The 19,390-nt window shown below is 69.8% G+C and carries 20 protein-coding genes and 1 other RNA gene; 3 read left to right on the top strand and 18 right to left on the bottom strand.

Annotated elements, in window-relative coordinates:
* Positions 1–20: 20 nt before the first annotated feature.
* From DDZ18_RS03805 to DDZ18_RS03740, 14 genes are all read right to left on the bottom strand, one after another.
* Entirely contained in the window at positions 21–3,128 is a 3,108-nt protein-coding gene (locus tag DDZ18_RS03805) for an FG-GAP-like repeat-containing protein (protein ID WP_109252001.1), read from the bottom strand.
* 71 nt (positions 3,129–3,199) lie between these two features.
* On the bottom strand, positions 3,200–4,015 hold the full coding sequence (locus DDZ18_RS03800) for a type II secretion system minor pseudopilin (RefSeq protein ID WP_109252000.1): 816 nt from the start codon (positions 4,013–4,015) through the stop codon (positions 3,200–3,202).
* Positions 4,015–6,069, bottom strand: a complete 2,055-nt coding sequence (gene gspD, locus DDZ18_RS03795) for a type II secretion system secretin GspD (RefSeq protein ID WP_109251999.1) — start codon at positions 6,067–6,069, stop codon at positions 4,015–4,017. Before gspD ends, DDZ18_RS03800 begins: the two co-directional genes overlap by 1 nt.
* 68 nt (positions 6,070–6,137) lie before the next feature.
* A complete protein-coding gene (locus DDZ18_RS03790; RefSeq protein WP_109251998.1) occupies positions 6,138–6,560 on the bottom strand; it encodes a type II secretion system protein N in 423 nt (140 codons plus the stop codon).
* Positions 6,550–7,113 (bottom strand): hypothetical protein, encoded by a 564-nt coding sequence (locus tag DDZ18_RS03785; protein ID WP_109251997.1) that lies wholly within the window; start codon positions 7,111–7,113, stop codon positions 6,550–6,552. Before DDZ18_RS03785 ends, DDZ18_RS03790 begins: the two co-directional genes overlap by 11 nt.
* Positions 7,110–8,030, bottom strand: coding sequence for a hypothetical protein (locus DDZ18_RS03780; RefSeq protein WP_109251996.1), 921 nt, complete (start codon positions 8,028–8,030; stop codon positions 7,110–7,112). The genes DDZ18_RS03785 and DDZ18_RS03780 overlap by 4 nt, the downstream gene beginning before the upstream one ends.
* Positions 8,030–8,656: a prepilin-type N-terminal cleavage/methylation domain-containing protein gene (locus tag DDZ18_RS03775; RefSeq protein WP_109251995.1), complete on the bottom strand. Its 627-nt coding sequence runs from the start codon at positions 8,654–8,656 to the stop codon at positions 8,030–8,032. The genes DDZ18_RS03780 and DDZ18_RS03775 overlap by 1 nt, the downstream gene beginning before the upstream one ends.
* Complete coding sequence (locus DDZ18_RS03770; protein WP_146190597.1) at positions 8,653–9,018, bottom strand: pilus assembly FimT family protein; 366 nt, start codon at positions 9,016–9,018, stop codon at positions 8,653–8,655. Before DDZ18_RS03770 ends, DDZ18_RS03775 begins: the two co-directional genes overlap by 4 nt.
* Entirely contained in the window at positions 9,002–9,448 is a 447-nt protein-coding gene (locus DDZ18_RS03765; protein ID WP_158272055.1) for a prepilin-type N-terminal cleavage/methylation domain-containing protein, read from the bottom strand. Before DDZ18_RS03765 ends, DDZ18_RS03770 begins: the two co-directional genes overlap by 17 nt.
* On the bottom strand, positions 9,426–9,863 hold the full coding sequence (gene gspG, locus DDZ18_RS03760; RefSeq protein WP_109251992.1) for a type II secretion system major pseudopilin GspG: 438 nt from the start codon (positions 9,861–9,863) through the stop codon (positions 9,426–9,428). The genes DDZ18_RS03765 and gspG overlap by 23 nt, the downstream gene beginning before the upstream one ends.
* Positions 9,863–11,065 carry a type II secretion system F family protein gene (locus tag DDZ18_RS03755; protein ID WP_109251991.1) on the bottom strand — a complete coding sequence of 401 codons (1,203 nt, stop codon included), beginning with the start codon at positions 11,063–11,065 and terminating at the stop codon, positions 9,863–9,865. Before DDZ18_RS03755 ends, gspG begins: the two co-directional genes overlap by 1 nt.
* Positions 11,058–12,647, bottom strand: a complete 1,590-nt coding sequence (locus DDZ18_RS03750) for a GspE/PulE family protein (RefSeq protein ID WP_233245691.1) — start codon at positions 12,645–12,647, stop codon at positions 11,058–11,060. Before DDZ18_RS03750 ends, DDZ18_RS03755 begins: the two co-directional genes overlap by 8 nt.
* 79 nt (positions 12,648–12,726) lie before the next feature.
* Positions 12,727–13,542 carry a TIGR00282 family metallophosphoesterase gene (locus DDZ18_RS03745; protein WP_109251989.1) on the bottom strand — a complete coding sequence of 272 codons (816 nt, stop codon included), beginning with the start codon at positions 13,540–13,542 and terminating at the stop codon, positions 12,727–12,729.
* A 44-nt stretch (positions 13,543–13,586) separates the two neighbouring features.
* Complete coding sequence (locus tag DDZ18_RS03740; RefSeq protein WP_109251988.1) at positions 13,587–14,357, bottom strand: ferredoxin--NADP reductase; 771 nt, start codon at positions 14,355–14,357, stop codon at positions 13,587–13,589.
* A gap of 274 nt (positions 14,358–14,631) precedes the next feature.
* Between DDZ18_RS03740 and DDZ18_RS03735 the strand changes: the two genes are divergently transcribed.
* The gene (locus tag DDZ18_RS03735; RefSeq protein WP_109251987.1) at positions 14,632–16,107 is read left to right on the top strand and encodes a vanadium-dependent haloperoxidase; all 1,476 of its coding nucleotides are present in this window, start codon (positions 14,632–14,634) and stop codon (positions 16,105–16,107) included.
* A gap of 27 nt (positions 16,108–16,134) precedes the next feature.
* Here the strand turns inward: DDZ18_RS03735 and DDZ18_RS03730 are convergent, their stop codons facing one another.
* The 4 genes from DDZ18_RS03730 to DDZ18_RS03715 all read right to left on the bottom strand — a co-directional run bounded on the left by DDZ18_RS03730 (position 16,135) and on the right by DDZ18_RS03715 (position 17,594).
* On the bottom strand, positions 16,135–16,710 hold the full coding sequence (locus tag DDZ18_RS03730; RefSeq protein ID WP_109251986.1) for a 5-formyltetrahydrofolate cyclo-ligase: 576 nt from the start codon (positions 16,708–16,710) through the stop codon (positions 16,135–16,137).
* 14 nt (positions 16,711–16,724) lie between these two features.
* A non-coding RNA gene (gene ssrS, locus DDZ18_RS03725) (6S RNA) lies at positions 16,725–16,884 on the bottom strand.
* 34 nt (positions 16,885–16,918) lie between these two features.
* On the bottom strand, positions 16,919–17,287 hold the full coding sequence (locus tag DDZ18_RS03720; RefSeq protein WP_109251985.1) for a cell division protein ZapA: 369 nt from the start codon (positions 17,285–17,287) through the stop codon (positions 16,919–16,921).
* Between the two features lies 1 nt (position 17,288).
* On the bottom strand, positions 17,289–17,594 hold the full coding sequence (locus tag DDZ18_RS03715; protein ID WP_109251984.1) for a DUF4164 family protein: 306 nt from the start codon (positions 17,592–17,594) through the stop codon (positions 17,289–17,291).
* 124 nt (positions 17,595–17,718) lie between these two features.
* Between DDZ18_RS03715 and cysQ the strand changes: the two genes are divergently transcribed.
* Together cysQ and DDZ18_RS03705 are read left to right on the top strand one after the other, a co-directional pair.
* The gene (gene cysQ, locus DDZ18_RS03710) at positions 17,719–18,513 is read left to right on the top strand and encodes a 3'(2'),5'-bisphosphate nucleotidase CysQ (protein ID WP_109251983.1); all 795 of its coding nucleotides are present in this window, start codon (positions 17,719–17,721) and stop codon (positions 18,511–18,513) included.
* 130 nt (positions 18,514–18,643) lie between these two features.
* A complete protein-coding gene (locus DDZ18_RS03705) occupies positions 18,644–19,390 on the top strand; it encodes a phosphoadenylyl-sulfate reductase (protein WP_109251982.1) in 747 nt (248 codons plus the stop codon).

Here is a 19,390-nt window from a genome sequence, read left to right as displayed (position 1 = left end):
GCGTCTCCGGTGATGCCGTCTCAGGCCCGAGAACCTGACCGGGCGATCGTGTATGTGGCCCCCGCGTCGAGCGCTTCGTCGATCACGGTCGAGCCGCCGTCCGGCCAGTGGACGACAACCTCGTCGACGACCTCGTCCTCGCCCAGTCCGAAATGAGCGACGGGCGCATCGAAGCTCATGAAGCCTCCGCCCGACTGGATCTCGCGAACCTGGCGGCCGGACGCGGTCTCGATCTCGATGCGCGCGCCGACGCCGTAATGATTGCCGATCTCGTCCTCCAGCCGGAAGGCGATGGCGTGGCCGTCCTGGCTGTTATTGATGTAGGCGATGGTCGGCGCATTCACCGGCACGGTGACGAGGTCGAGATCGCCGTCATTGTCGAGATCGGCCGTAATCGCGGCGGCGGTCATCAGGAAATCGGTCAGGCCGAAGCGCTCCGTCTCCTCGGAGAAACGGCCCGTCCCATCATTGCTGAGAAAGATGTTCGACGGCGTGACCTCGTTGGGCACCCAGGTGCCGTTGACGATATAGATGTCCTGCCAGCCGTCATTGTCGAAATCGGCGATCTTCACGTCCCAGCTCCAGCCGCCGACCTCGACGCCGCGCGCCTCCGCCTCGTCGGAATAGGCGCCGTCCCGGCCTTCGACGAGCAGCACGTTGCGCCCGAGGATCTGCGAGATGGCGGCGTCTTCCTCCTCGTCCGTGACGGGACGCGGCGGCTGGAAATGGATGTCGCAGAGCTGGCGCACGCGCAGCTGGCCGGCGGGGATCATGCCGCAGATGGACGGGTCGCGGTTCTGGATGGCGAGGTCCTTGACCAGCATGGCGCGGCACTCGTCGCGATAGCGCCCCTCCATCTGCTGGCACCGGTCGGCGTAAGCCGGATCGAAGCTGTGCCCCGCGCGGTACCAGCGCTTGATGTCGATATTCCGCTGGCACGTCTCACGGTCGCTCTCGCGCTCGATGCCCTCGCAGTAGCGCGCGATGGGACGCATCCGCAGACGGTCCGACACGCCGCTCGACCGGCCGGCGATCTGGGCGGCGTAGATCTCGAAATCGAGATCGTTGTCGAGATCGGCGGTCTTCAACGCCATCGTCGTCGTCGTGGTGTGCTCGATCCGCCCGTCCTGGCGGGTGACCGGATCGAACCCGCCGTCGCCGTCGCCGAAATAGAAATAGTCGGGGACCTCGAAATCGTTTCCGACGAGAAGATCGACGGCGCCGTCCTGGTCCATGTCGGAGAACAGGATCGACAGCGTCTCCCCCGGAATGCCCGGGAGGTCGGCGTGGCGCGCGCCGGTGAGACGCCCGGACTCGTTCAGGAGAATGCGATTGCGCGACTCTTCGCCGGGGATGCGCCGGTACCAGCCCGCCGCCCAGTTGCCCAGCGCCGCGTCCAGATCGCCGTCGCCCTCTATATCGGCGAAGCTCAGCGACAGGGCGAGCAAGGCGTCGTCGCTGTTCTCGACGGGCCTGCGCGATGACGGATCCAGCTCGCCCTCGCGGTTCGGGATGACGAACATCCCCTCCCGGTAGGTCGCCACGAAAAGGTCGAGCCAGCCGTCATCGTCGAGATCGACGAGCGCCGCGTTGAAGACCGGCAGGTCGGCGACAGCGCCCAGGTCGAGCTCGATCGGCGTGAACCGCCCGTCGCCGTCATTGGCGTAGGCGTAGAGGCCGGCTTCGGTGGACGCGAAGACGAGATCGAGATCGCCGTCCCGGTCTATGTCCCCGCTCGTGACCGAGCGGCCTTCCCAGAACGGCGGCCACATGTCGGCGAAGGAGAATTCGACCGGCTTGTCGACGCCGAGGCGCCAGGCCTCGATGCGGGTGAAGGGCGCGTCGCCTTCCGGCGAACGCGGATTGAAGGGCGTCGCCGACACCGTGACCGTCGGCTCGCCCCCGCCCGACGCGCTCCGGCCAGCGGCCTCGTCGAGCGGGGTTGCGGGCATAGCGGCGGCCTCGGCGCGCGGGATCACCGCCTCCTCGGCCGCTGTCAGAATGTCGAGCGCGCGCTGGGTCTGGTAGCCGTGCCAGGCTTGCGCGCCCGCTCCGGCGACGAGACCGGTCAGCATGATCGTGCCGCCGAGCATGAACGCGGCGCGCATGCCGATCGAGGTCGCGACGATGAACAGGGAATAGATCGAGAAGGAGCCGAGCGTGAACACGAGCGTCATGATGTAGCCGTGGCCCATCCCGCCGTTCAGCAGCGCGCCCGAGACGACGACGTCGAATCCGATCGGCACCGGCAGGAAGGTTCCGACGAGCGCGGCGAAGACGAGCCCGAGCGGGCCGAAATTCTCCCCCGAGATCGAGTCCACCGGAAAGAAGGTCGCCACGACCGCGCCGAGAAATCCCGCCAACAGCATGAGCGGCACCGTCCGGCTCACGATGAACCAGAGGTTCCCGCCGAAATCCTTGCCGAATTCGAGGATCGAGCGGCCGAAGCTCTCCGTTGGCGGCGCTTCCTCCGGGAGCGGCGCCGCGGGCACGTCGTGCGGATCGGGCACCTCGGCGCTGAGACGTTCCGGCGGGATGAAGCGGCACAGTATGGGCACGGCGAGAAGGATGACGCCGAGGCTCAGAACGAGCTTGGTGACGGCGATGTAGAAGGGGAGAAGCGAAAACGCCATCGTCAGGACGACGATGTTCAGAGTCGGCGAGGCGACCATCGCCGCCAGCGTCGTCTCCGCCCGTGATCCGCCGGTGTAGAGACCCTTCGCGATCGGGGCCGCGCAATTGACGCACACGCCGAGCGGGGCGCCGAGCGCGAGACCATAGAAGGCGTTGGCGAACGGGCCCTGGAAGCTGCGTCGGCGGAGATAGCCGAGCATGGTCAGGAAGGCCGCCGCGAACAGCACGCCGAACGTCATGCCGTTGCGGTTCGTCTTCATCCAGTTGAGCGTGGTGATCACGATCCGCTCGACGACCGAATGGTCGGGCAAGAGCGGCAGCAAGGCCTCGAAGCTCAGCGGATCCTCGAGCTGGATCGCGCCGCTCATCATCGCCTTTTCGTCAAGCGAGGGATAACGCGACTGCGTCCAGAACAGCACGGCGATGATCCCGACGAGCACCGTCGCCCAGATCATGCGGCGCTGGTGCGGCCTGTGAATCAGCCTGTCGAACATATCGTCCCCCCCAAGAACGGGCGTTCGGCGATCACGCGAAGCGCTAAGTAATCATATGCGGCGGCATGCATCTAGGTAGCGGCTGCGCTCTCGAAGGCGCCCTCCGGGCAAGACGCCGCGATCCCGTCGTCCGCGCCGATATGGACCCATTCGAAGGGGCGCGTATCCGACGCGCCGAATTGCGCCAGACCGGTCAGCGCGCGCCCCGACCCGGCTTCACCCACGATTGCAGCACGCAGCGCCACGCGCATCCCGTCGCTGCGCGCGGGAAGCTCCAGCCCCTGGAGCGGCGCCCCCTGCACCGGGCCCGTACCGCCGAGCACGGTCAGATAGGGCGCCATGCAGGCCAGCCGCGCCGGAGTGATGTCCAGCACGTTCTCCAGCTCGCCGATATGGAAGAACGCCCTGTTGCCGATCTGCTTGGCGGAGCCGGAATAGGCGTTCGCCTCGGCGCCGTCAGGCCTCGGATCGGTATCGCTGTCGCGCCAGTCGAGCACCTGGTCGGTCAGGCGGCGCGCAAGCGCGTCTTCCGCGCCGAGCGATTGGAAAAGACGCATCCACGCCGTCTCGTCGGCGAGATTGACATCGAGCCGGCCATGGTTCGGCGCGCGCTCGACCAGGATCTCGTAGCCGCCGAACGCCACCGTGTCCGGAAGGCCTTCGAAATAGGCCCGCCCTGCGATGGCGCCGCGATAGGCGACGAGATCGAGCGCCGACCGCAGGGCGAGACGTTCGGAAAGGACGGTCTGTTCAACCCGCGCGGCGATGATCTGGGTGCGCGCGAACAGCGCCGCGCCCGCCATCAGGACCGAGAGGAGGAGCGTGATCCACAGGACATAGACGAGGGCCGAGCCCTCTTCGCGGCGGATCGGGCGATCGGGACGCATCACTCCTCGAACAGATCGGGATAGCGATCCTCGAGCGCGCCGAGTTCGCGGCGAATGCGCTGGAGCGCCTCGTCGACCTCGGCCTCGGTGGAGATGATGCGCGGCGTCAGGAAGATGACCACCTCGCGCCGCTCCGTGCGTTCGGTGCGAGAGCGGAACGCGTTGCCGATTCCCGGGATGCGGCCCAGCAGCGGCACGGCGTCGTCGAGTTCGGTCGCCTGCTCGCGAATGAGCCCGCCCAGCGCGATGGTGTTGCGGCTCCTCACCGCCACGGTGCTGGTGAAGCGCAGCTGCTGGATCGTCGGGGAGTCGATGCCCGACGTGGTGCTCGGACGCGCGCTGGACACTTCCTGCGTCACGTCGAGCACGACCATGCCGCTGGCGTTGATGCGCGGGCTCACCTCCAGGATCACCCCCGTCTCGCGGAGGGTGACGTTCTGGACCAGCGGCGCGTTGGGATCGCTGACGGCCTGGGCGGTCTGGGTGACGATGGGCACCTCGTCGCCGACCTGGAGATTGGCGGTCTGGTTGTTCTGGACCATGATGGAGGGCGCGGACAGGACGCTGACATCGGTCACCGAATCCAGGGCCGACAGGGCCGCGTTGATGTCCGACCCGACGAAGGCGTAGTTGAACCCCGGAAAGGCGGGACCGAACGACCCGGTGGGCGAGTCGGTGAAGTTCAGCTGGTGGTCGCCCTCGCCGACCTGCTCCTCGAAGAACCAGCGCACGCCGAAACTCAGCTCGTCGGTGAGGCGCACCTCGGCGATCGTCGCCTCGATGAGAACCTGCGGAGGCATCACGTCCATGCGCTCGAGCAGCTGGACGATCTCGCGGTACTCCTGGTCTGTCGCGCGGATGATCAGGCCGTTATTGAGCTCGTCGGGGATGATGGTGAGCCGCCCGCCGGGTTCGTCATCCTGTCCGGCCTCGTCGCTCGTCGCCGCGTCATCGCCGGAGAAGCGCGGCAGCTCGCCCGACTGACCCGTTCCGGCGCCGGAGCCGGCGAAAGCCGCGGAGATCTGCCTCGCCAGCGTTTCGGCGGGCGTGTTGCGCCCCACGTAATAGCGAAGGCGCCGCTCGTCGCCGCCGGAGGGCCGGTCGAATCGATCGATCCACCCCTCGATCTCATCGAAACGGGCGCGCTCGCGCGTCGCCACGAAAAGGAGATTGAGCCGCGGCAGGGCCAGGGTGCGAACCGTTTCCGGCGACAGCCCCATGCCCTGCAGCAGGGTGTCGATTTCGGACTTCGCCGTGCGCGCGTCGATGTAGTGAAGCTCGAACATGCCGAACACCCGATCGACCAGGTAAGGCCGGTCGAAAAGCTCGATCGCGCTTCTGGCGCTCTCCACGTCGGGACCGGGCCCGGTGAGGATGATGATCCCTTCGGCGTCGTCGAAGGCGATCTCGACCTGATCGGTGATGAAGGGATCGATGAGCGGCAGCAGTTCAGTCGGCGTGGTGTTCGTGACGGGCACGATCCGCGCGCCGAAGCCGAGACGCGGGGCTGCGACTCCGCCGGCGGAGCCTGCGCGATCCCGGGTCGTGAGAAGGAAGCCCTCCTCCAGCTCGACCAGGGCGAGGCCGGACTCGGCGAGCACGGCTTCCAGCGCCCGCAGCGCGCTGCGAACGGGGGCGGGCTCGGGAGCCGTCAGGGTGATGCGCCCGTCAACACCGCTCGCTACGGCGACCTGCTCGCCGAGCGCCTCGGAGACCACCGCCCGCGCTACGTCGGCGACCGGAGCGTCCACGAAATCGAGTCCCAGCGTCCCGGTGCGGAAATCACGCTCGGACAGACCGTCCGAATCCAGGGCGGACGCCCCGGCCATGTCGCGAAAATAGACAAGGCGCTCTTCATCGCGCTCGGCGGGTTCGGAAGAGGGAACGCTGAAGTCGAGCGCTTGCGGATCCGGGTCCGGGGCCGGCTCGGCGGCGGGCTCCGGCGACCGCGCCGGCTCATCGCCGCCGGCGTCGGGGGCGAACGTCTCGCAGGCCTGAAGGCATAACGCCGCCAAAGCCGCTGACGCGATCCGCGCCATAACCGAGCCCGTCATTCCATTCCCCTCAGCCGCAATCAGCCAAACTAGCCCACGTCCCGCACATTCGTCATGCCTCGCCCGATTTACGACTCGAGTTCCAGGCGCAGGCGCTCCCCCTCGCGTTCGAGCACGACCGAGCGCGCACCGACCTCCGTCAGGGAGTAGCCGCCGACGCTGCCGCCGGGTCGCACCGTCGTCGTTTCGCCGGCATGCGAAATCAGGGCCACCCAACCTGTGTCTGACTCCACCAGGCCGATCAACCGGACCTCGACGGCCGGAGTCGGCCGGGGGGACGCCGCCGGCTCGGGGGCGCTCGCAGGCTCGGGGCGGCGGAGCCGGGCGGCGACGGCCTGCAGCGCGGCGCCGTCGGGGACCGGCCCGGCCTCCAGGGCGGGACGCTGCGGCGATCTCGCGTCGGGCGGCGGGGCCAGGATCTGGCCCAACCCCCACGCCGACGCGGCGATGATCGCCGCGCCGGCCAGAAGGGTCGGGGCGTCAATCCGCATCTTCGTCGCCTCCGGATGTCGCGCGCACGAGGACGAGGCGGAGGCGGGCCTCGCCGTCGCCCAGCGGTTCGAGACGGAAGGAGAAAACGCGAAGATCGGGCGCGACTCCGCCCCCGAGCGCTTCCAGGATCGCGGCCGCATCTCCCCGAGCGGTCAGCCTCATGCGCACTTCCTCCACGCCGCCGAGCGTGACGCGTTCGACTTCCTGCGACAGCGCGGGCTGGAGCCCGGCGGCTTCCAGTCGCGCAGCCAGCGCGTCGCCCTGCTCGACGAGGCGGGCCTCGGCCGCGGAAGGCGAACGCAGACTGGCGCGCAGGTCCGGATCGGCGATCAGGGCGAGACGGGGGTTGGCGGTCGCTTCGGCCCGGGCTTCGACCACCCGCGTCTCGAGGGCGCGGAGCTCGGCAAGCCGCTGAGCGCGGCTTGCATGCTCTCCGGCCAGCGCCCACGCCCAGCCCGCGATCGCCAGCAGCGGCAAGACGAGCGCCAGGCCGGTCACCGTCCAGGCGACGGCCCGCCGGGCGCGGGGAGAGAGAGCGGCCAGCGGCTTCACTGGTCCGCTCCGATGCGTTCACGCAGCACTTCGCGCCGCGCCGGCGAGGCGTCATGGATGACGAGTTCGCGCTGGTTCGCGCCGATGCCGCCGACGGCCGCGCTCTCCGGCAGGGACGCCACGCCGGATTCCAGAGCGCGCAGCACGTCGTCGAGATCAGGATAGGCCCGCTGACGGGCGATCACGGGGCCGAGCGCGGCGGCGGTTTCGGTTTCGGCGCGCAGACCGCGCGCCTCGGCCAGAAGGGCCTCGCGCTCGGCCTCGAGCGCGGCCAGATCGCGATCAATCCGCCACCCCGTCGCCCAGGCTGCAAACACGAGCGCCAGCACGACGACGGCGGGCAGGAGCTTCGCCGGCCGCGCGCCGCCGGCCGCGCGCCGCGCGAGAATATGGACGGGACCAGCCTCCTCCAGCCCGGCTGCGACGATCGTCGTCCGACTCTCGGCGGAGTCCAGACAGGCCTCCGTCTCGCTCTGACGCGCGATGGCGAGTTCGACCTCGCATCCGCCGCCCTGCGACGGACCGACCACGCGCCATGACCAGGTCGCCTCGTCGACCGGCAGGGGGCAAAGCTCGGTGAAGCGATGCGCCACCGCCTGGCCGGCATGGTCCGCGGCTGCCGGACCGAGGACGAGCCTGCGCTTCAGGACCCGGTCCTCGGGAAGCAGCGCCAGCGTATCGAGCCCGCTCCCGTCCCGCCGATCCGGGATGCTCCGCCAGTGACCGAGCCAGGACTGTTCGGCGACTCCGGCCGCAACGAGGCGCCCGTCGGCGCCGGGGCGCACGACGCTCATGCGACGACGCACGCCCGCCCGACGAAGCGGCGCGGGGAACGGCCGGCTCGCCTCGCGAAACGCCCAGTCGAGGCTGGTGGCGAGCGCGCGGCCCCATGATTTCAGCGCGGCGAGAACGTTCATCATATGCCCTGACGGCAAGCCTGCAGGCCGGAATCGTAATCACAGGCGAGCTCCGCCCGCCCGCCCACGGCGACCTCGATGCGACGCAGGGCGTCGTCGCCGGGACGCCGCGCCATGTCGAGCACGACGAGGCGCGGCGGGCGTGAAGCGTCCCAGTTCCGGCGCCAGCGCGCCGGCTCGCCTTCCTCCGCCTCCCCGTAGAACAGGAACCGCAGCTCGCTGTAGGCGCCGCCGATCGTATCACCGGCGCTGGGCCCGCCGTCGAGCGGCGTCAGCGTAATGCGGACGCTCTGCGCATCCTCGCGCCCGGCGACCTCGATCCCGACGACCAAAGGCGAGCGGCTTCCCGGAGGGCGGGCGGCGAAGCGGATCGACCCGGGATTGCCCTCGAATGTCGGCGCATCCCCGCTGCCGGGAAGTTGCAGGGCCGCGGCGAGAAGGTCGCGCAGCGCATGCTCCAGATGGAGGTGGGCCGACGCGGCCTCGCTCGCCTCGCCGAGCGCCTTGTGGGCGACGAACGCGCTGCGGATCGCGGGCGCCAGCGCCACGGACACCGCGGCGAGAATGGCGACCGCGACGAGCGTCTCGGTCAGCGAAAACCCGGCGTCGTTCCTCGGTCCGCTCATCCCGCCCCCTCGTGAAGCACGATCAAGGCATAACCGGCGCTCGTGCGGCCCGGCGGGAGGATCCGCGCCTCGGACAGGGCCGCGCCGGTCCGCGGATCGGTCGGCTCGTCGATCGCGCTCATGTCGACGCGCCAGCCCTCATAGCCTTCGACGGCGAGATCGACGGGCAGCCCGGCCCTCAGGCGCGCGGCGATATTGGCGGCGACAAGCTGTTCGATCCGCGCCTCGTCGGCGGCGCGCGCGCCGCGCAGGCTCGCGGACAGACCCGTCATCGCGGCGATCAGCACGCCGGCCGCGATCGCAGCGGCGACCAGCACCTCGCTGAGCGCGTAGCCCGCGTCTCTCCTACCCCCGTCGGACATCGATCCGCCCGCTGACTGACCGAACAAGAATCTCCGCCTCCAGCCCGGAATAGTCGAGTTCCAGCCGGATCGGCTCCGCCGCGGCGGGACCGGGAATCAGCTCGAAACCCGTCTCCGCCGCCCGCGACCATCGCGCCTCCACGCCGGGTCTCCACGTCCGGACGACGGCGAGGGCGGGAATGGCGTAACCCTCGTCGTTCACCCGCACATCGACCGGGCGACCGGTGCGACGCGCTTCCAGACGCGCTCGGGCGAGATCGGCGGCCGTCCGGTCGATCATCGCCGTCATCGCCGGTCCGGGGGAGTTCATGCGCACGAAGGCAGCCGCCGTAGCGGCCACGCTCGACGCGATCGCGAGCGCGACCAGGGTCTCGAACAGGGTGAAGCCGGCTGCGTGCGCGAACCTGTCAGCGCTTGGTGATGTCGGCATCCTCGCCGTCTCCCCCCGCCTCGCCGTCGCGTCCGTAGGTGAGGATCTCGACCCTGTCCGCGTCCTCCAGGCGGGCATAGACATAGGGCCGCCCCCAAGGATCGATCAGGCCGGACTCGTCGTCGAGATAGGGGCCCTGCCAGCGCGCATTGGGAGTCTCGCCCTCGCCAGACATCTCCACCAGCGCCTGAAGGCCCTCCGACTCGGAGGGGTATCGGCCCATGTCGAGATAGTAGAGTTCCAGGGCCGTGACGATATTGGACATCTGCGTCTCGGCGACGTCGGACTTGGCGCGTCCGAGATAGCCGATCACGCGGGGCGCGACGATGGCGGCGAGCAACGCCAGGATCGCCAGCACGACGAGGAGTTCGAACAGGGTGAAGCCGTTCTGGGACCGGCCGCGGCGGGTCATCATCAATACACCACCTCGTTCAGGCTGAGCACGCCGGAGATCACGGACGCGATCACGGCAGCCACGAACAGGCCAAGTATGGCCGTCATCGCTGGGCCTAGCAATTCCACCGTCCGTTTAAGGGTTTGCCGCGCTTCGCTTTCGTAGATGTCCGCCGCGCGAGCAAGCAGCGCAGCCAGCCGGCCGGTCTTCTCGCCGAGTTCGACGAACCCGGCGATCTCTTCCGGCAAGGCGGCCTCGTCGCGCAGAGCGCTCGCGAAGGACTGGCCGCTCCGGAGCCGCTCGCCGGCCGCGACGAGCGCGGCGCGCCGGATCGGCGAGGCGACCGCGGAGCGCGCCACCGGCTCGGCGCGCGCGAGCGGTTGCCCGGCGGCCAGGAGAAGCGACAGGCTGCGGCAGTAGCGCGCCGTGTCGAGCTTGGCGCGCACGCCGCGCATGACCGGGATCGCTCCGGCGATTCGATCGCCGACCCCCGGCCGGGCCTCCAGCACGCGCCGTCCTCCGAGCAGCCCGAGCAGAACCGCGAGCGCGATCCACAGCCCGGCGGCGCGTATCGCCTTTCCGGCGGCGAGGATGGCGGCGGTCTCCGGCGGCGGCGGCGCGCCGGTGTTGGCGAACAGCGAATCGAACTGAGGCAGGACGAACCACGCAAGGAAGACCAGCGTGGCGAAGATCAGCGCCAGCAGCGCGGCGGGATAGACGAGCTGGCCGGTGATTTCGGCGCGCACCGCCTGGTCCGCCTCCATCTGCGAGGCGAGCTGGTCGAGCGAGGCGGCGAGTTCGCCGCTCGCCTCGCCGGCCGAACTGATCGCGGGCAGGAGGCGCGGCGGGTCGAGCGGGTCGGCGCGCAGCGCCGCGGTGAGGCTGTCGCCCGCCGAAACGCGGGCCTCGAGTCGCGAAAGCAGGGCCTTCGTCCGCCCGTCCTTCTCGCGCCGGACCAGCATGGCGAGCGCGTCGCGCAGGGGAATTCCCGAACCGAGCAGATCGGCGAGCGAGCGCACCACGCGCGCATACTGTTTGGGCGAAAGACGGGGCGGACCCGAACCGAAGAGCCGCCCGCGCGCCTGACGGATCAGGACCGGACGCAGTCCATCGGCGCGCAGGCGATCGGCGACCGCCTGCTCGCTCGCGCCGGGCAGGCGCCCCTTGACCGTGCGCCCGTCGCGGGCTTCGGCCACATAGCGCCAGCTCACGCCGTCAGTCATGGCGTCCCACCGCGCGTTCGACCTCTTCGTCTCGCGTCAGACCGGCGGCGATCTTGGCCCGCCCGTCGGCGGCCATCGGTGCAAACCCGTCGCGACGCAGCGCCTCGCGCAGGGCGCCTTCTCCGGCCTCGGCGCGGACGAGCTCGCTGAGCCCCTCATCCATTTCGAATCCCTCGGCGATCGCCATCCGGCCGGCGAGCCCGGTCCCGTCGCAGGCCTGGCATCCCGATCCGGCGCACTCTCGACAGATCGTGCGCACCAGTCGTTGCGCGAACGCGCCAATCAGGGTGGAGGCCACGAGATAGGGCTCGATCCCCATGTCGTTCAGTCGCGTCACGGCGCCGGGCGCGTCATTGGTGTGCAGCGTGGACAGCACGAGATGGCCGGTCAGCGCCGCCTGCACGGCGGTGCGCGCAGTCTCCTCGTCGCGGATCTCGCCCACCATGATCACGTCCGGGTCGTGACGGAGAAACGACCGCAGCGCGCCGGCGAAATCCAGCCCGATCGCCGGACTGACCTGAGACTGCGAGATGCCGGCGAGACGATACTCGATCGGATCCTCGATCGTGAGAATCTTGCGTTCGCCGTCGGCGAGATGCCGCAGGAACGCGTAGAGCGTGGTGGTCTTGCCGCTCCCCGTCGGGCCGGTCACGAGCAATATGCCGTTCGGCCGCGCCAGGCAGCGCCGCGAGATATCCGTCATCGTCTCGGAAAAGCCGAGGCTTTCCAGATCGCGCAGGCCGGCGTCCGGATCGAGCAATCGCACGACGAGGCTTTCGCCGTGATCGGTGGGAACGACCGACACCCGCAGATCGATGCTGCGCCCGGCCACCGGAAAGCTCATGCGACCGTCCTGCGGTCGGCGGTGCTCGGCGATGTCGAGATCGGCAAGCACCTTGATGCGGGAGATCGCGGCGAGCGCCTGGGTGACCGCGAGCCGGCCCGTCTCGCGCAGCACGCCGTCGATCCGCCGTCGCACGACCGCCTCCCGCGCGCCCGGCTCGATATGGATGTCGGACGCGCGCGTCTCGGCGGCTTCGGTGATGAGCCGGTCGACGAGACGGATGACGGGCGCCGCGCTCGCCATATCCCTCAAGCGTTCCGCATCGGCGGAGATGTCCTGGCCCGGCTCGTCGCGGGCGGGCTCTGCGGCGAAGCGGCGCGCGTAAAGCCGTTCGAACAGCGAAGCGGGCACGACAATGGGTCTGACCGGACGCGACAGGGCGAATGCAAGCGCGTCGGCCGCTTCCCCCTCCGCCGGATCGACCAGGGCGGCGAGGACGCTTCCATCGCTCTCGCCGACAGGGAGAATGCGTTGGGCGCGCAGGAAAGCCGGGTTCAGGCCGGCGTCGAGACCGTCATCATCGGGCGCGGGCAGATCAGCGACGCCTTGCGCCATCTCGAGCCCGGCGAGCTCGGCGAAATGCGCGGCGATCTCCAGCTCGGTCAACAGACCGAGCTTTGTGAGAACCTGGTCCAGCGGCTCGCCGGTCTCCGCGATCAGCGCCGCAGCGTGATCGGCGTCGGCCTCGCCAAGCCGGCCGGACCTCCTGAAAGCTTTGATACGCGGATCCTGCGGCACCAGCGCCCCCTCCGCCGGACAACTCCACCGCCCCCACTGTAGAGAGTCTTCCGACCGCTTCCGAGAGGCCGCGCTGAGATTAGCCGGGATGCGCCTCCGCCAGCGCGCCGCCGACCCGGATCGGCGCGCAGCGCGTGGCCAGCCCGGTCTTGTCGTCGGTCTCCACGAACAGCCCGCTCACCGTCCCCTCGCCCTCCGCGGGCTGGAAGCGGCCCGAGCGCATGTGGGTGACGAAGCGATTGACCGGCTCGGCCTTGTCCATGCCCAGCACCGAATCGTAGTCGCCGCACATGCCCGCATCCGTGAGATAGGCCGTGCCCCCTGGAAGAATGCGATGATCGGCGGTCGGGACGTGCGTGTGCGTGCCCACGCACACGCTCGCCCGGCCGTCGCAATAGACGCCCATCGCCTGCTTCTCGCTCGTCGCCTCGCCGTGCATGTCGACGAGGATCGCATCGGCGACCGCCCCGAGCGGGCAGGCCCTTAGCTGGGCGTCGACGGCGGCGAAGGGATCGTCGAGCGGCTGCATGAACACGCGCAGCAACACGTTCATCACCAGCACGCGCCGGCCGTCCGGCAGATCGTAGAGCGAGGCGCCGCGGCCGGGCGCGGCGCCCTCGGGATAGTTCACCGGGCGCAGCAAACGCGGTTCGCGCTCGATATAGCCGAGCGCCTCGGCCTGGTCCCAGGCGTGGTTGCCCAGGGTGAGCACGTCGGCGCCGGCGTCGAACAGCTCGTTCGCGGTCTTCTCGGTGATCCCGAACCCGCCGGCGGCGTTCTCCGCGTTGACGACGACGAAGTCGAGCGCCAGGCGGTCGCGCAGCCCAGGCAGGTGATCGGCCAGCGCGATGCGCCCGGACTTGCCCACGATGTCTCCGAAAAAGGCGATGCGCATGACTTCCCCGAACCGGCGTCAGCAACAGGATAAAGACTGTAGTCTCAGCCCACGAACGCCTTCTCGACGACGAACTCGGCGGGCCGCGAGTTCGAGCCTTCGGTCAGGCCCGCGGCCTCGACGCGCTTGCGGCAGTCCTCGAGCATCGCCTTCGAGCCGCAGATCATCACGCGGTCGCAGGCGGGATCGAAAGGCGGCGCGCCGATCTCCTCGAACAGCGTCCCCTCGTCGATCAGCTTCGTGATGCGCCCGGTGCGCTCGAAGGCCTCGCGCGTGACGCTGGGATAGTAGACGAGCTTCTCGCTCGCCAGCTCGCCGACCAGCGGATCGGCCTTCACCGCGGCGACCAGTTCGCGGCCGTATTCCAGCTCGGCGGCCTCGCGGCAGGTGTGGGTGAGGATCACCCGGCTGTAGCGCTCATAGGTCTCGGGGTCGCGCACGATGCTGGCGAAAGGCGCGATGCCGGTGCCCGTGGAGAGCAGGTAGAGCCGGTCGCCGGGCAGAAGCGCGTCGAGCACCAGCGTGCCGGTGGCCTTGGCGCCGAGCAGGATCTCGTCGCCGGGCTCGATATGCTGGAGCCGCGAGGTGAGCGGCCCGTCGGGCACCTTGATGGAGAAGAATTCGAGCTCGTCGTCCCAGGCCGGGCTCGCCATCGAATAGGCGCGCAGCAGCGGCTTTCCGTCGACCTCGAGGCCGAGCATCACGAACTCGCCCGAGCGGAAGCGGAAGCTCGCCGGCCGGGTGACGCGGAAGGCGAACAGCCGGTCGGTGTAGTGGCGAACGGAAATCACCGTCTGCTGGGTCACGGCCGCCATGCGGGGCTCCTGGGTCGGGAAGGTCGTCCGAAGGCGCGGGCTTTCTAGGCCGTCCGCGGACGAATTCCAATCCGCCCCGCTGCGGCCGGCCGGACATGCGTCGGCGCGGGCGCGGCTCCGAGACGGACGGCGTCAGCCCGGGGCCGGCGCCGCACAGGCTCGAAGCAGAGCTGATCCAGCGATCAGGCGCCTGATTCGATTGCGAGGACCCGACGACCAACGGGTTGCGCGCCCCTGTCGCGAAGTTAGGGTCGCGCTCAAGGGAGGGACGACCATGATCATTGAAAGCCTGATGCTTCTCGCCGCGAGCGCCGAGACGCGCACCTGCGCGACCGGACCGGAGGATTTCACGCCAAGCGCAGCCTACCACTGGCTGGATGTCTCCCTGGAGGCCGCGGCGTCCGATGTCCAAGTCTTCGGCGCCCGCCCGACCGTGTTGTCGCGACAGATGGCGATCGTGCAAACCGCTGCATTCGACGCGTGGGCAGCCTATGACGATGTCGCCGTCGGCACCGGCTACGGAGACGCGCTGCGCAGGCCGCCCGAGGAACGCACGCTGGAGAACAAGCGCGTCGCGATCGCCTATGCGAGCTTCATCGCGGCGCTCGATCAGTATCCCGAACAGGCCGACTTCCTGCGCCGGGAATTCGAGGCCTTCGGGCTGGACCCCGAACTGGTGACGCGCGATCCGTCCCGGCCGGAAGGGGTCGGGCGGCTGGCCGCCGAGGCCGTCCTCGAGGCGCGCCATCACGACGGCGCCAATCAGCTGGGCGATGAGCGGGGCTCCGACGGCTCCCCCTATTCCGACTACACCATGTACCGGCCGGTGAACGGCCCCTACCGGATCGTCGATCCCGATCGCTGGCAGCCCATTCCCGCCAGCGACGGAGAAGGCGGCGTGGCGGTGCAGGAATGGCTGACGCCGCACTGGTACCGGGTCGAACCGTTCGGCCTGGAAAGCGCTGACCAGTTCCGCGCGCCGCCGCCGCCGCTCGTCGGCGAGGACCAGCTGCGCGAGGAGATCGAGGAAGTCGCGCGCATGAACGCCGAGCTGACGGTCGAGCAGAAGGCGCTGGTCGAGTTCATGCGCGACGGCCCCCAATCGACGGGACAGTCCGGACACTGGCTGCAGATGTCCCAGGTCGTCAGCTGCCGCGACCAGAACGATCTCGACACGGACGTGAAGCTCTATTTCGCGGTGGCCAACACGGCGATGGACGCTTTCATCGCCTCGTGGGACAGCAAGATCTACTACGACACTTCCCGGCCCTGGACGCTGGTGCGCTATTATTTCGGCGACGACACGATCGAGGGCTGGGGCGGTCCCGGCGAAGGCACGGTGAGCCTGTCGGGCTCCGACTGGATGCCGTACTCCCCGTTCGAGTTCCCGACGCCGCCCTTCGCCGGCTATCCGTCCGGACATTCCACCGTGAGCGCGGCGTCTGCGGCGACGCTCGCGCGATTCACCGGATCGGACCATTTCGGCTACAGCGTCGAGCGCATGGCGGGCTCGCTCACCGAGCCGGGCCACGAAACGCCGGTGACGCTTCATTTCCCGACTTTCTCCGAGACCGCCGAGGCCGCGGGGATTTCACGCCTCTATGGCGGCTATCACATCGCCGCCGATAATATCGAGGGGCTGGAAATGGGCCGACGCGTTTCGGCGTATGTGTGGCCAACGATCCAGAGCTATTTCGACGGCACCGCCGAGGTGGACGGCTCCCAGGCGCCTCCGGCCGCGGCTCGCTGACGAAGCACGCCCCGCTGCGGCCGGCCGTCACGTCCCCGTGCGGTAGGCGCGCTGCTCGGTGACGATCCAGTCGACGGGCGCGTCGTGACGCGCGGCCGGCACGCGGTCGAGCTTCTGGGCCTCGTAGGCGATGCCCACCGCCGTGACCGGTCCCTGCCGGCGCAGCGCCTCCAGCGTGCGGTCGTAGAAGCCGGCCCCGTAACCGATCCGGCGGCCCGCCTCGTCGAAGCCCAATAGAGGCAGCAGGACCAGGCGCGGCCGCGCCTCCGGCGCCTCGGGAGCGGGCTCCTCGACGCCGAACGCGCCGCGCACCAGCGGATCGCCGGGCGACCACGCGCGAAACACCAGCGGCTGGTCGGGTCCGGCGACGCAGGGCAGGCAGAGCCGGGCCTGCTCGCAGAAGAAGGTCTCCATCAGCGGCTCGGGATCGATCTCGTCGTGGATCGCGCGATAGCCCGCCACCGTCGCGTGGATCGCCGGCCAGGCCTCGTCGGGGAAGTTCGCCGCCAGCCGATGGCCCGCCTCGGGATCCATCTCGTAGGCGATCCGGCGCGCCTTCGCCGCGGTCGCCCGCGCGCGCGTCTTTCGCCAGTTCAGAAACATGGAGGAAACGGAGCGGCGGCTCCGGATGCGCCGTCGACGAACATCGATCCCTGATGACCCGGATAACCAGGTGGGCGCCGCGTGACCGGGGCCACGGCCCCGGACAGAGGTAGCTCCCTCTCAGAGATGTAAGGTCGCCGGGATGCTGTCGTCTGACGCACGCTCCAGAAACCGCCTTGCATGAACATGGGCCCGGACCCGGTCCGCCTCAAGCGCTTTCCCCAGCGTCGCCGTCGGCGGCCAGGGCTTCAAGACGTTCGGCGGCCTGGACCAGCGCCTCGGCGGCCTGGGCGCGATCATTGCGGCGTTTCGAATCGGCGTCCGAGAGCCGCGACTTCAACGCGTCGAGCTCCTCCTCGACCGTCTGGACGCGGCCCTGCGCCTCGCGCAGCTCGTCGGCGACGATGAGCGAGGCCATCAGCAGCAGGCGCAGATCGCCGATCTGGCCGACCTTTTCGGAGATCTCGCGCACATGGCCGTCGAGATGCGAGGCCAGCTCGCGCAGATAGGCCTGCTGACCCTCTTCGCACCCGATCGTGAAGGCGCGGCCGTTGAGGGAGATGGTGACCTTCGACATGTCAGGGCCGCTCCGCTTCGTCGGCGAGCGTGGCGCGAAGCTCCGCAAGGGCCTCGTCCAGCGCCGCGCCGGCCTCGCGGGCGGCGTCGGCGAGCTCGGCCTCGCGGGCGCGGGCGGCGTCGAGCTCCTCGGCCAGGCGCGCGCGATCTTCGTCGGTTCCATGCGCGGCGCGCACATCGCCCTCGGCCATGTTCAGCCGGGCCTGCATGCCCTCCAGACGCGACTCGATGCGGGCGACCGCCTGGGACAGGCGCTCGGAGGCGGCGTCGAGCGGGTCGGGCGCAGCGGCGGAATCCTGATCGCTCATGATCGTAAAATCCGTCGTTACGCTGCAAAGTTCAAGTGATGGTCGAACAACCGCCGCGACTTGCCTTGTCCGGCGCGATCGGCATGGTGGGCGACCCTTCCCGACTGCGCCGAGATTTCCCGACATGACGACCGAACCAGACGCCCTCGCCCGGCTGTTCGCCGGCATCGCCGCTGACGCCGCCAGGCCGGTTATGGCGGTCTACGCCACCGAATTCACGCCCGAGCAGAAGGCCGACCGTTCCCCGGTGACCGAGGCCGATCGGCGGGCCGAGGACGTCATCCTGGCCGCGCTGGCGCGCGAACTGGCGGGCGTGCCCGTGCTCGCCGAGGAGCGCTTCGAGGCCGGCGAGCGCGCCGACACGCGCGGCGACTTCCTCCTCGTCGACCCGGTCGACGGCACCAAGGAGTTCATCAACAAGAACGGCGAGTTCACGATCAATATCGCGCTGGTCTCGGACCGCCGGCCGGTCGTGGGCTGCGTCTACGCCCCGGCCAAGGCGCGGATCTATCTCGGCGGCGAGGCCGCATCTGCGGCCGATCTGGCGCCGGGAGCGGCCTTCGATCCCGACATGCTCGCGCCGATCCGCACGCGCACGCGTCCCGCGGCGGGACTGACGGCGGTGATGAGCCGCTCGCACGCCGACGAGCAGACGCGGCGCTTCGCCGAGACGCACGGAGTCACGGAGTCGATCAGCGCCGGCTCGTCGCTCAAGTTCTGCCGCGTCGCCGAGGGCGGCGCCGATCTCTATCCCCGCTTCGGCCCGACGATGGAGTGGGACACCGCCGCCGGCCACGCCGTGCTCTCCGCCGCCGGCGGAACGGTCACCACGCCCGAGGGCGAAGCCTTTCTCTACGGCAAGGCCGAGGCCGGCTACCGCAACGGCCCGTTCGTCGCGTGGGGAGCCAAGCCGGCCTGAGCGCGTCCCGGCGCGGCCCGGGGGTGGGTTCGGCCGCCGATCCGGCTATGCTGGGTTGGACCCTGCGTCCCGGCGACGCATTGCGGACAGGCGCGAGGCGCGGCAGACGCGGACCGTTCGAGGGGCTTCAATGGCCGCACTGAAATCCGAATACCGCCTCGCGCTCGAGGCCGGCGCCCAGGCGCTCGACGCCGCGCTGGAGGATCTCGACGCGTCCGGCGCGATCGAGCGCACGCTCACGCGGATCTTTCCCGGCGAGGCGTGCGTGGTCTCCTCGTTCGGCACCGAGTCCGCCGTGATCCTGCATCAGCTGGCCAAGGTGGCGCCCGACGCGCCGGTGCTGTTCATCAATACGGGCAAGCTCTTCCCCGAGACGCTGGCGTACCGCGATCAACTTGTCGAACGCCTCGGGCTGACGAACGTGCAGACGCTCCAGCCGAGCGCCCACGATCTGGCCGCCGACGACCCCGGCGGCGATCTTCACAAGCGCAATCCCGACCTGTGCTGCCACGTCCGCAAGACGCTGCCGCTGGTCCGCGCGCTTCAGCCCTACAAGGTCTGGATCTCGGGCCGGAAGCGCCACCACGGCGGCGAGCGCAGCGAACTGCCGCGCGTCGAGATCCAGGACGGCAAGCTCAAGCTGAACCCGCTCTACGACTGGACGGCGGAGGATCTGCGCGCCTACGCCCGCGCGCACGACCTGCCCGATCACCCGCTCCTTGCGCGCGGATATCCCTCGGTGGGCTGCGCGCCGTGCACGTCGCCGGTCGCCGACGCGCAGGCCGACCCGCGCGCCGGGCGCTGGGCCGACCAGGACAAGACAGAGTGCGGCATTCATATCGGCGCCGACGGCAAGATCGTCCGCCAGGAGCGCTGA

The sequence above is a fragment of the Marinicauda salina genome (assembly GCF_003122085.1).
Taxonomy (GTDB): domain Bacteria; phylum Pseudomonadota; class Alphaproteobacteria; order Caulobacterales; family Maricaulaceae; genus Maricicauda_A; species Maricicauda_A salina.
This window is presented reverse-complemented; position numbering and strand designations above follow the sequence as displayed.

What these genes read in the sequence shown, in the direction of transcription:
- DDZ18_RS03805 (WP_109252001.1), bottom strand. Translation starts at nt 3,128, where the DNA reads ATGTTCGACAGGCTGATTCACAGGCCGCACCAGCGCCGCATGATCTGG.
- DDZ18_RS03800 (WP_109252000.1), bottom strand. Translation starts at nt 4,015, where the DNA reads ATGCGTCCCGATCGCCCGATCCGCCGCGAAGAGGGCTCGGCCCTCGTC.
- gspD (WP_109251999.1), bottom strand. Translation starts at nt 6,069, where the DNA reads ATGACGGGCTCGGTTATGGCGCGGATCGCGTCAGCGGCTTTGGCGGCG.
- DDZ18_RS03790 (WP_109251998.1), bottom strand. Translation starts at nt 6,560, where the DNA reads ATGCGGATTGACGCCCCGACCCTTCTGGCCGGCGCGGCGATCATCGCC.
- DDZ18_RS03780 (WP_109251996.1), bottom strand. Translation starts at nt 8,030, where the DNA reads ATGAACGTTCTCGCCGCGCTGAAATCATGGGGCCGCGCGCTCGCCACC.
- DDZ18_RS03775 (WP_109251995.1), bottom strand. Translation starts at nt 8,656, where the DNA reads ATGAGCGGACCGAGGAACGACGCCGGGTTTTCGCTGACCGAGACGCTC.
- DDZ18_RS03770 (WP_146190597.1), bottom strand. Translation starts at nt 9,018, where the DNA reads ATGTCCGACGGGGGTAGGAGAGACGCGGGCTACGCGCTCAGCGAGGTG.
- DDZ18_RS03765 (WP_158272055.1), bottom strand. Translation starts at nt 9,448, where the DNA reads ATGCCGACATCACCAAGCGCTGACAGGTTCGCGCACGCAGCCGGCTTC.
- gspG (WP_109251992.1), bottom strand. Translation starts at nt 9,863, where the DNA reads ATGATGACCCGCCGCGGCCGGTCCCAGAACGGCTTCACCCTGTTCGAA.
- DDZ18_RS03755 (WP_109251991.1), bottom strand. Translation starts at nt 11,065, where the DNA reads ATGACTGACGGCGTGAGCTGGCGCTATGTGGCCGAAGCCCGCGACGGG.
- DDZ18_RS03745 (WP_109251989.1), bottom strand. Translation starts at nt 13,542, where the DNA reads ATGCGCATCGCCTTTTTCGGAGACATCGTGGGCAAGTCCGGGCGCATC.
- DDZ18_RS03740 (WP_109251988.1), bottom strand. Translation starts at nt 14,357, where the DNA reads ATGGCGGCCGTGACCCAGCAGACGGTGATTTCCGTTCGCCACTACACC.
- DDZ18_RS03735 (WP_109251987.1), top strand. Translation starts at nt 14,632, where the DNA reads ATGATCATTGAAAGCCTGATGCTTCTCGCCGCGAGCGCCGAGACGCGC.
- DDZ18_RS03730 (WP_109251986.1), bottom strand. Translation starts at nt 16,710, where the DNA reads ATGTTTCTGAACTGGCGAAAGACGCGCGCGCGGGCGACCGCGGCGAAG.
- DDZ18_RS03720 (WP_109251985.1), bottom strand. Translation starts at nt 17,287, where the DNA reads ATGTCGAAGGTCACCATCTCCCTCAACGGCCGCGCCTTCACGATCGGG.
- DDZ18_RS03715 (WP_109251984.1), bottom strand. Translation starts at nt 17,594, where the DNA reads ATGAGCGATCAGGATTCCGCCGCTGCGCCCGACCCGCTCGACGCCGCC.
- cysQ (WP_109251983.1), top strand. Translation starts at nt 17,719, where the DNA reads ATGACGACCGAACCAGACGCCCTCGCCCGGCTGTTCGCCGGCATCGCC.
- DDZ18_RS03705 (WP_109251982.1), top strand. Translation starts at nt 18,644, where the DNA reads ATGGCCGCACTGAAATCCGAATACCGCCTCGCGCTCGAGGCCGGCGCC.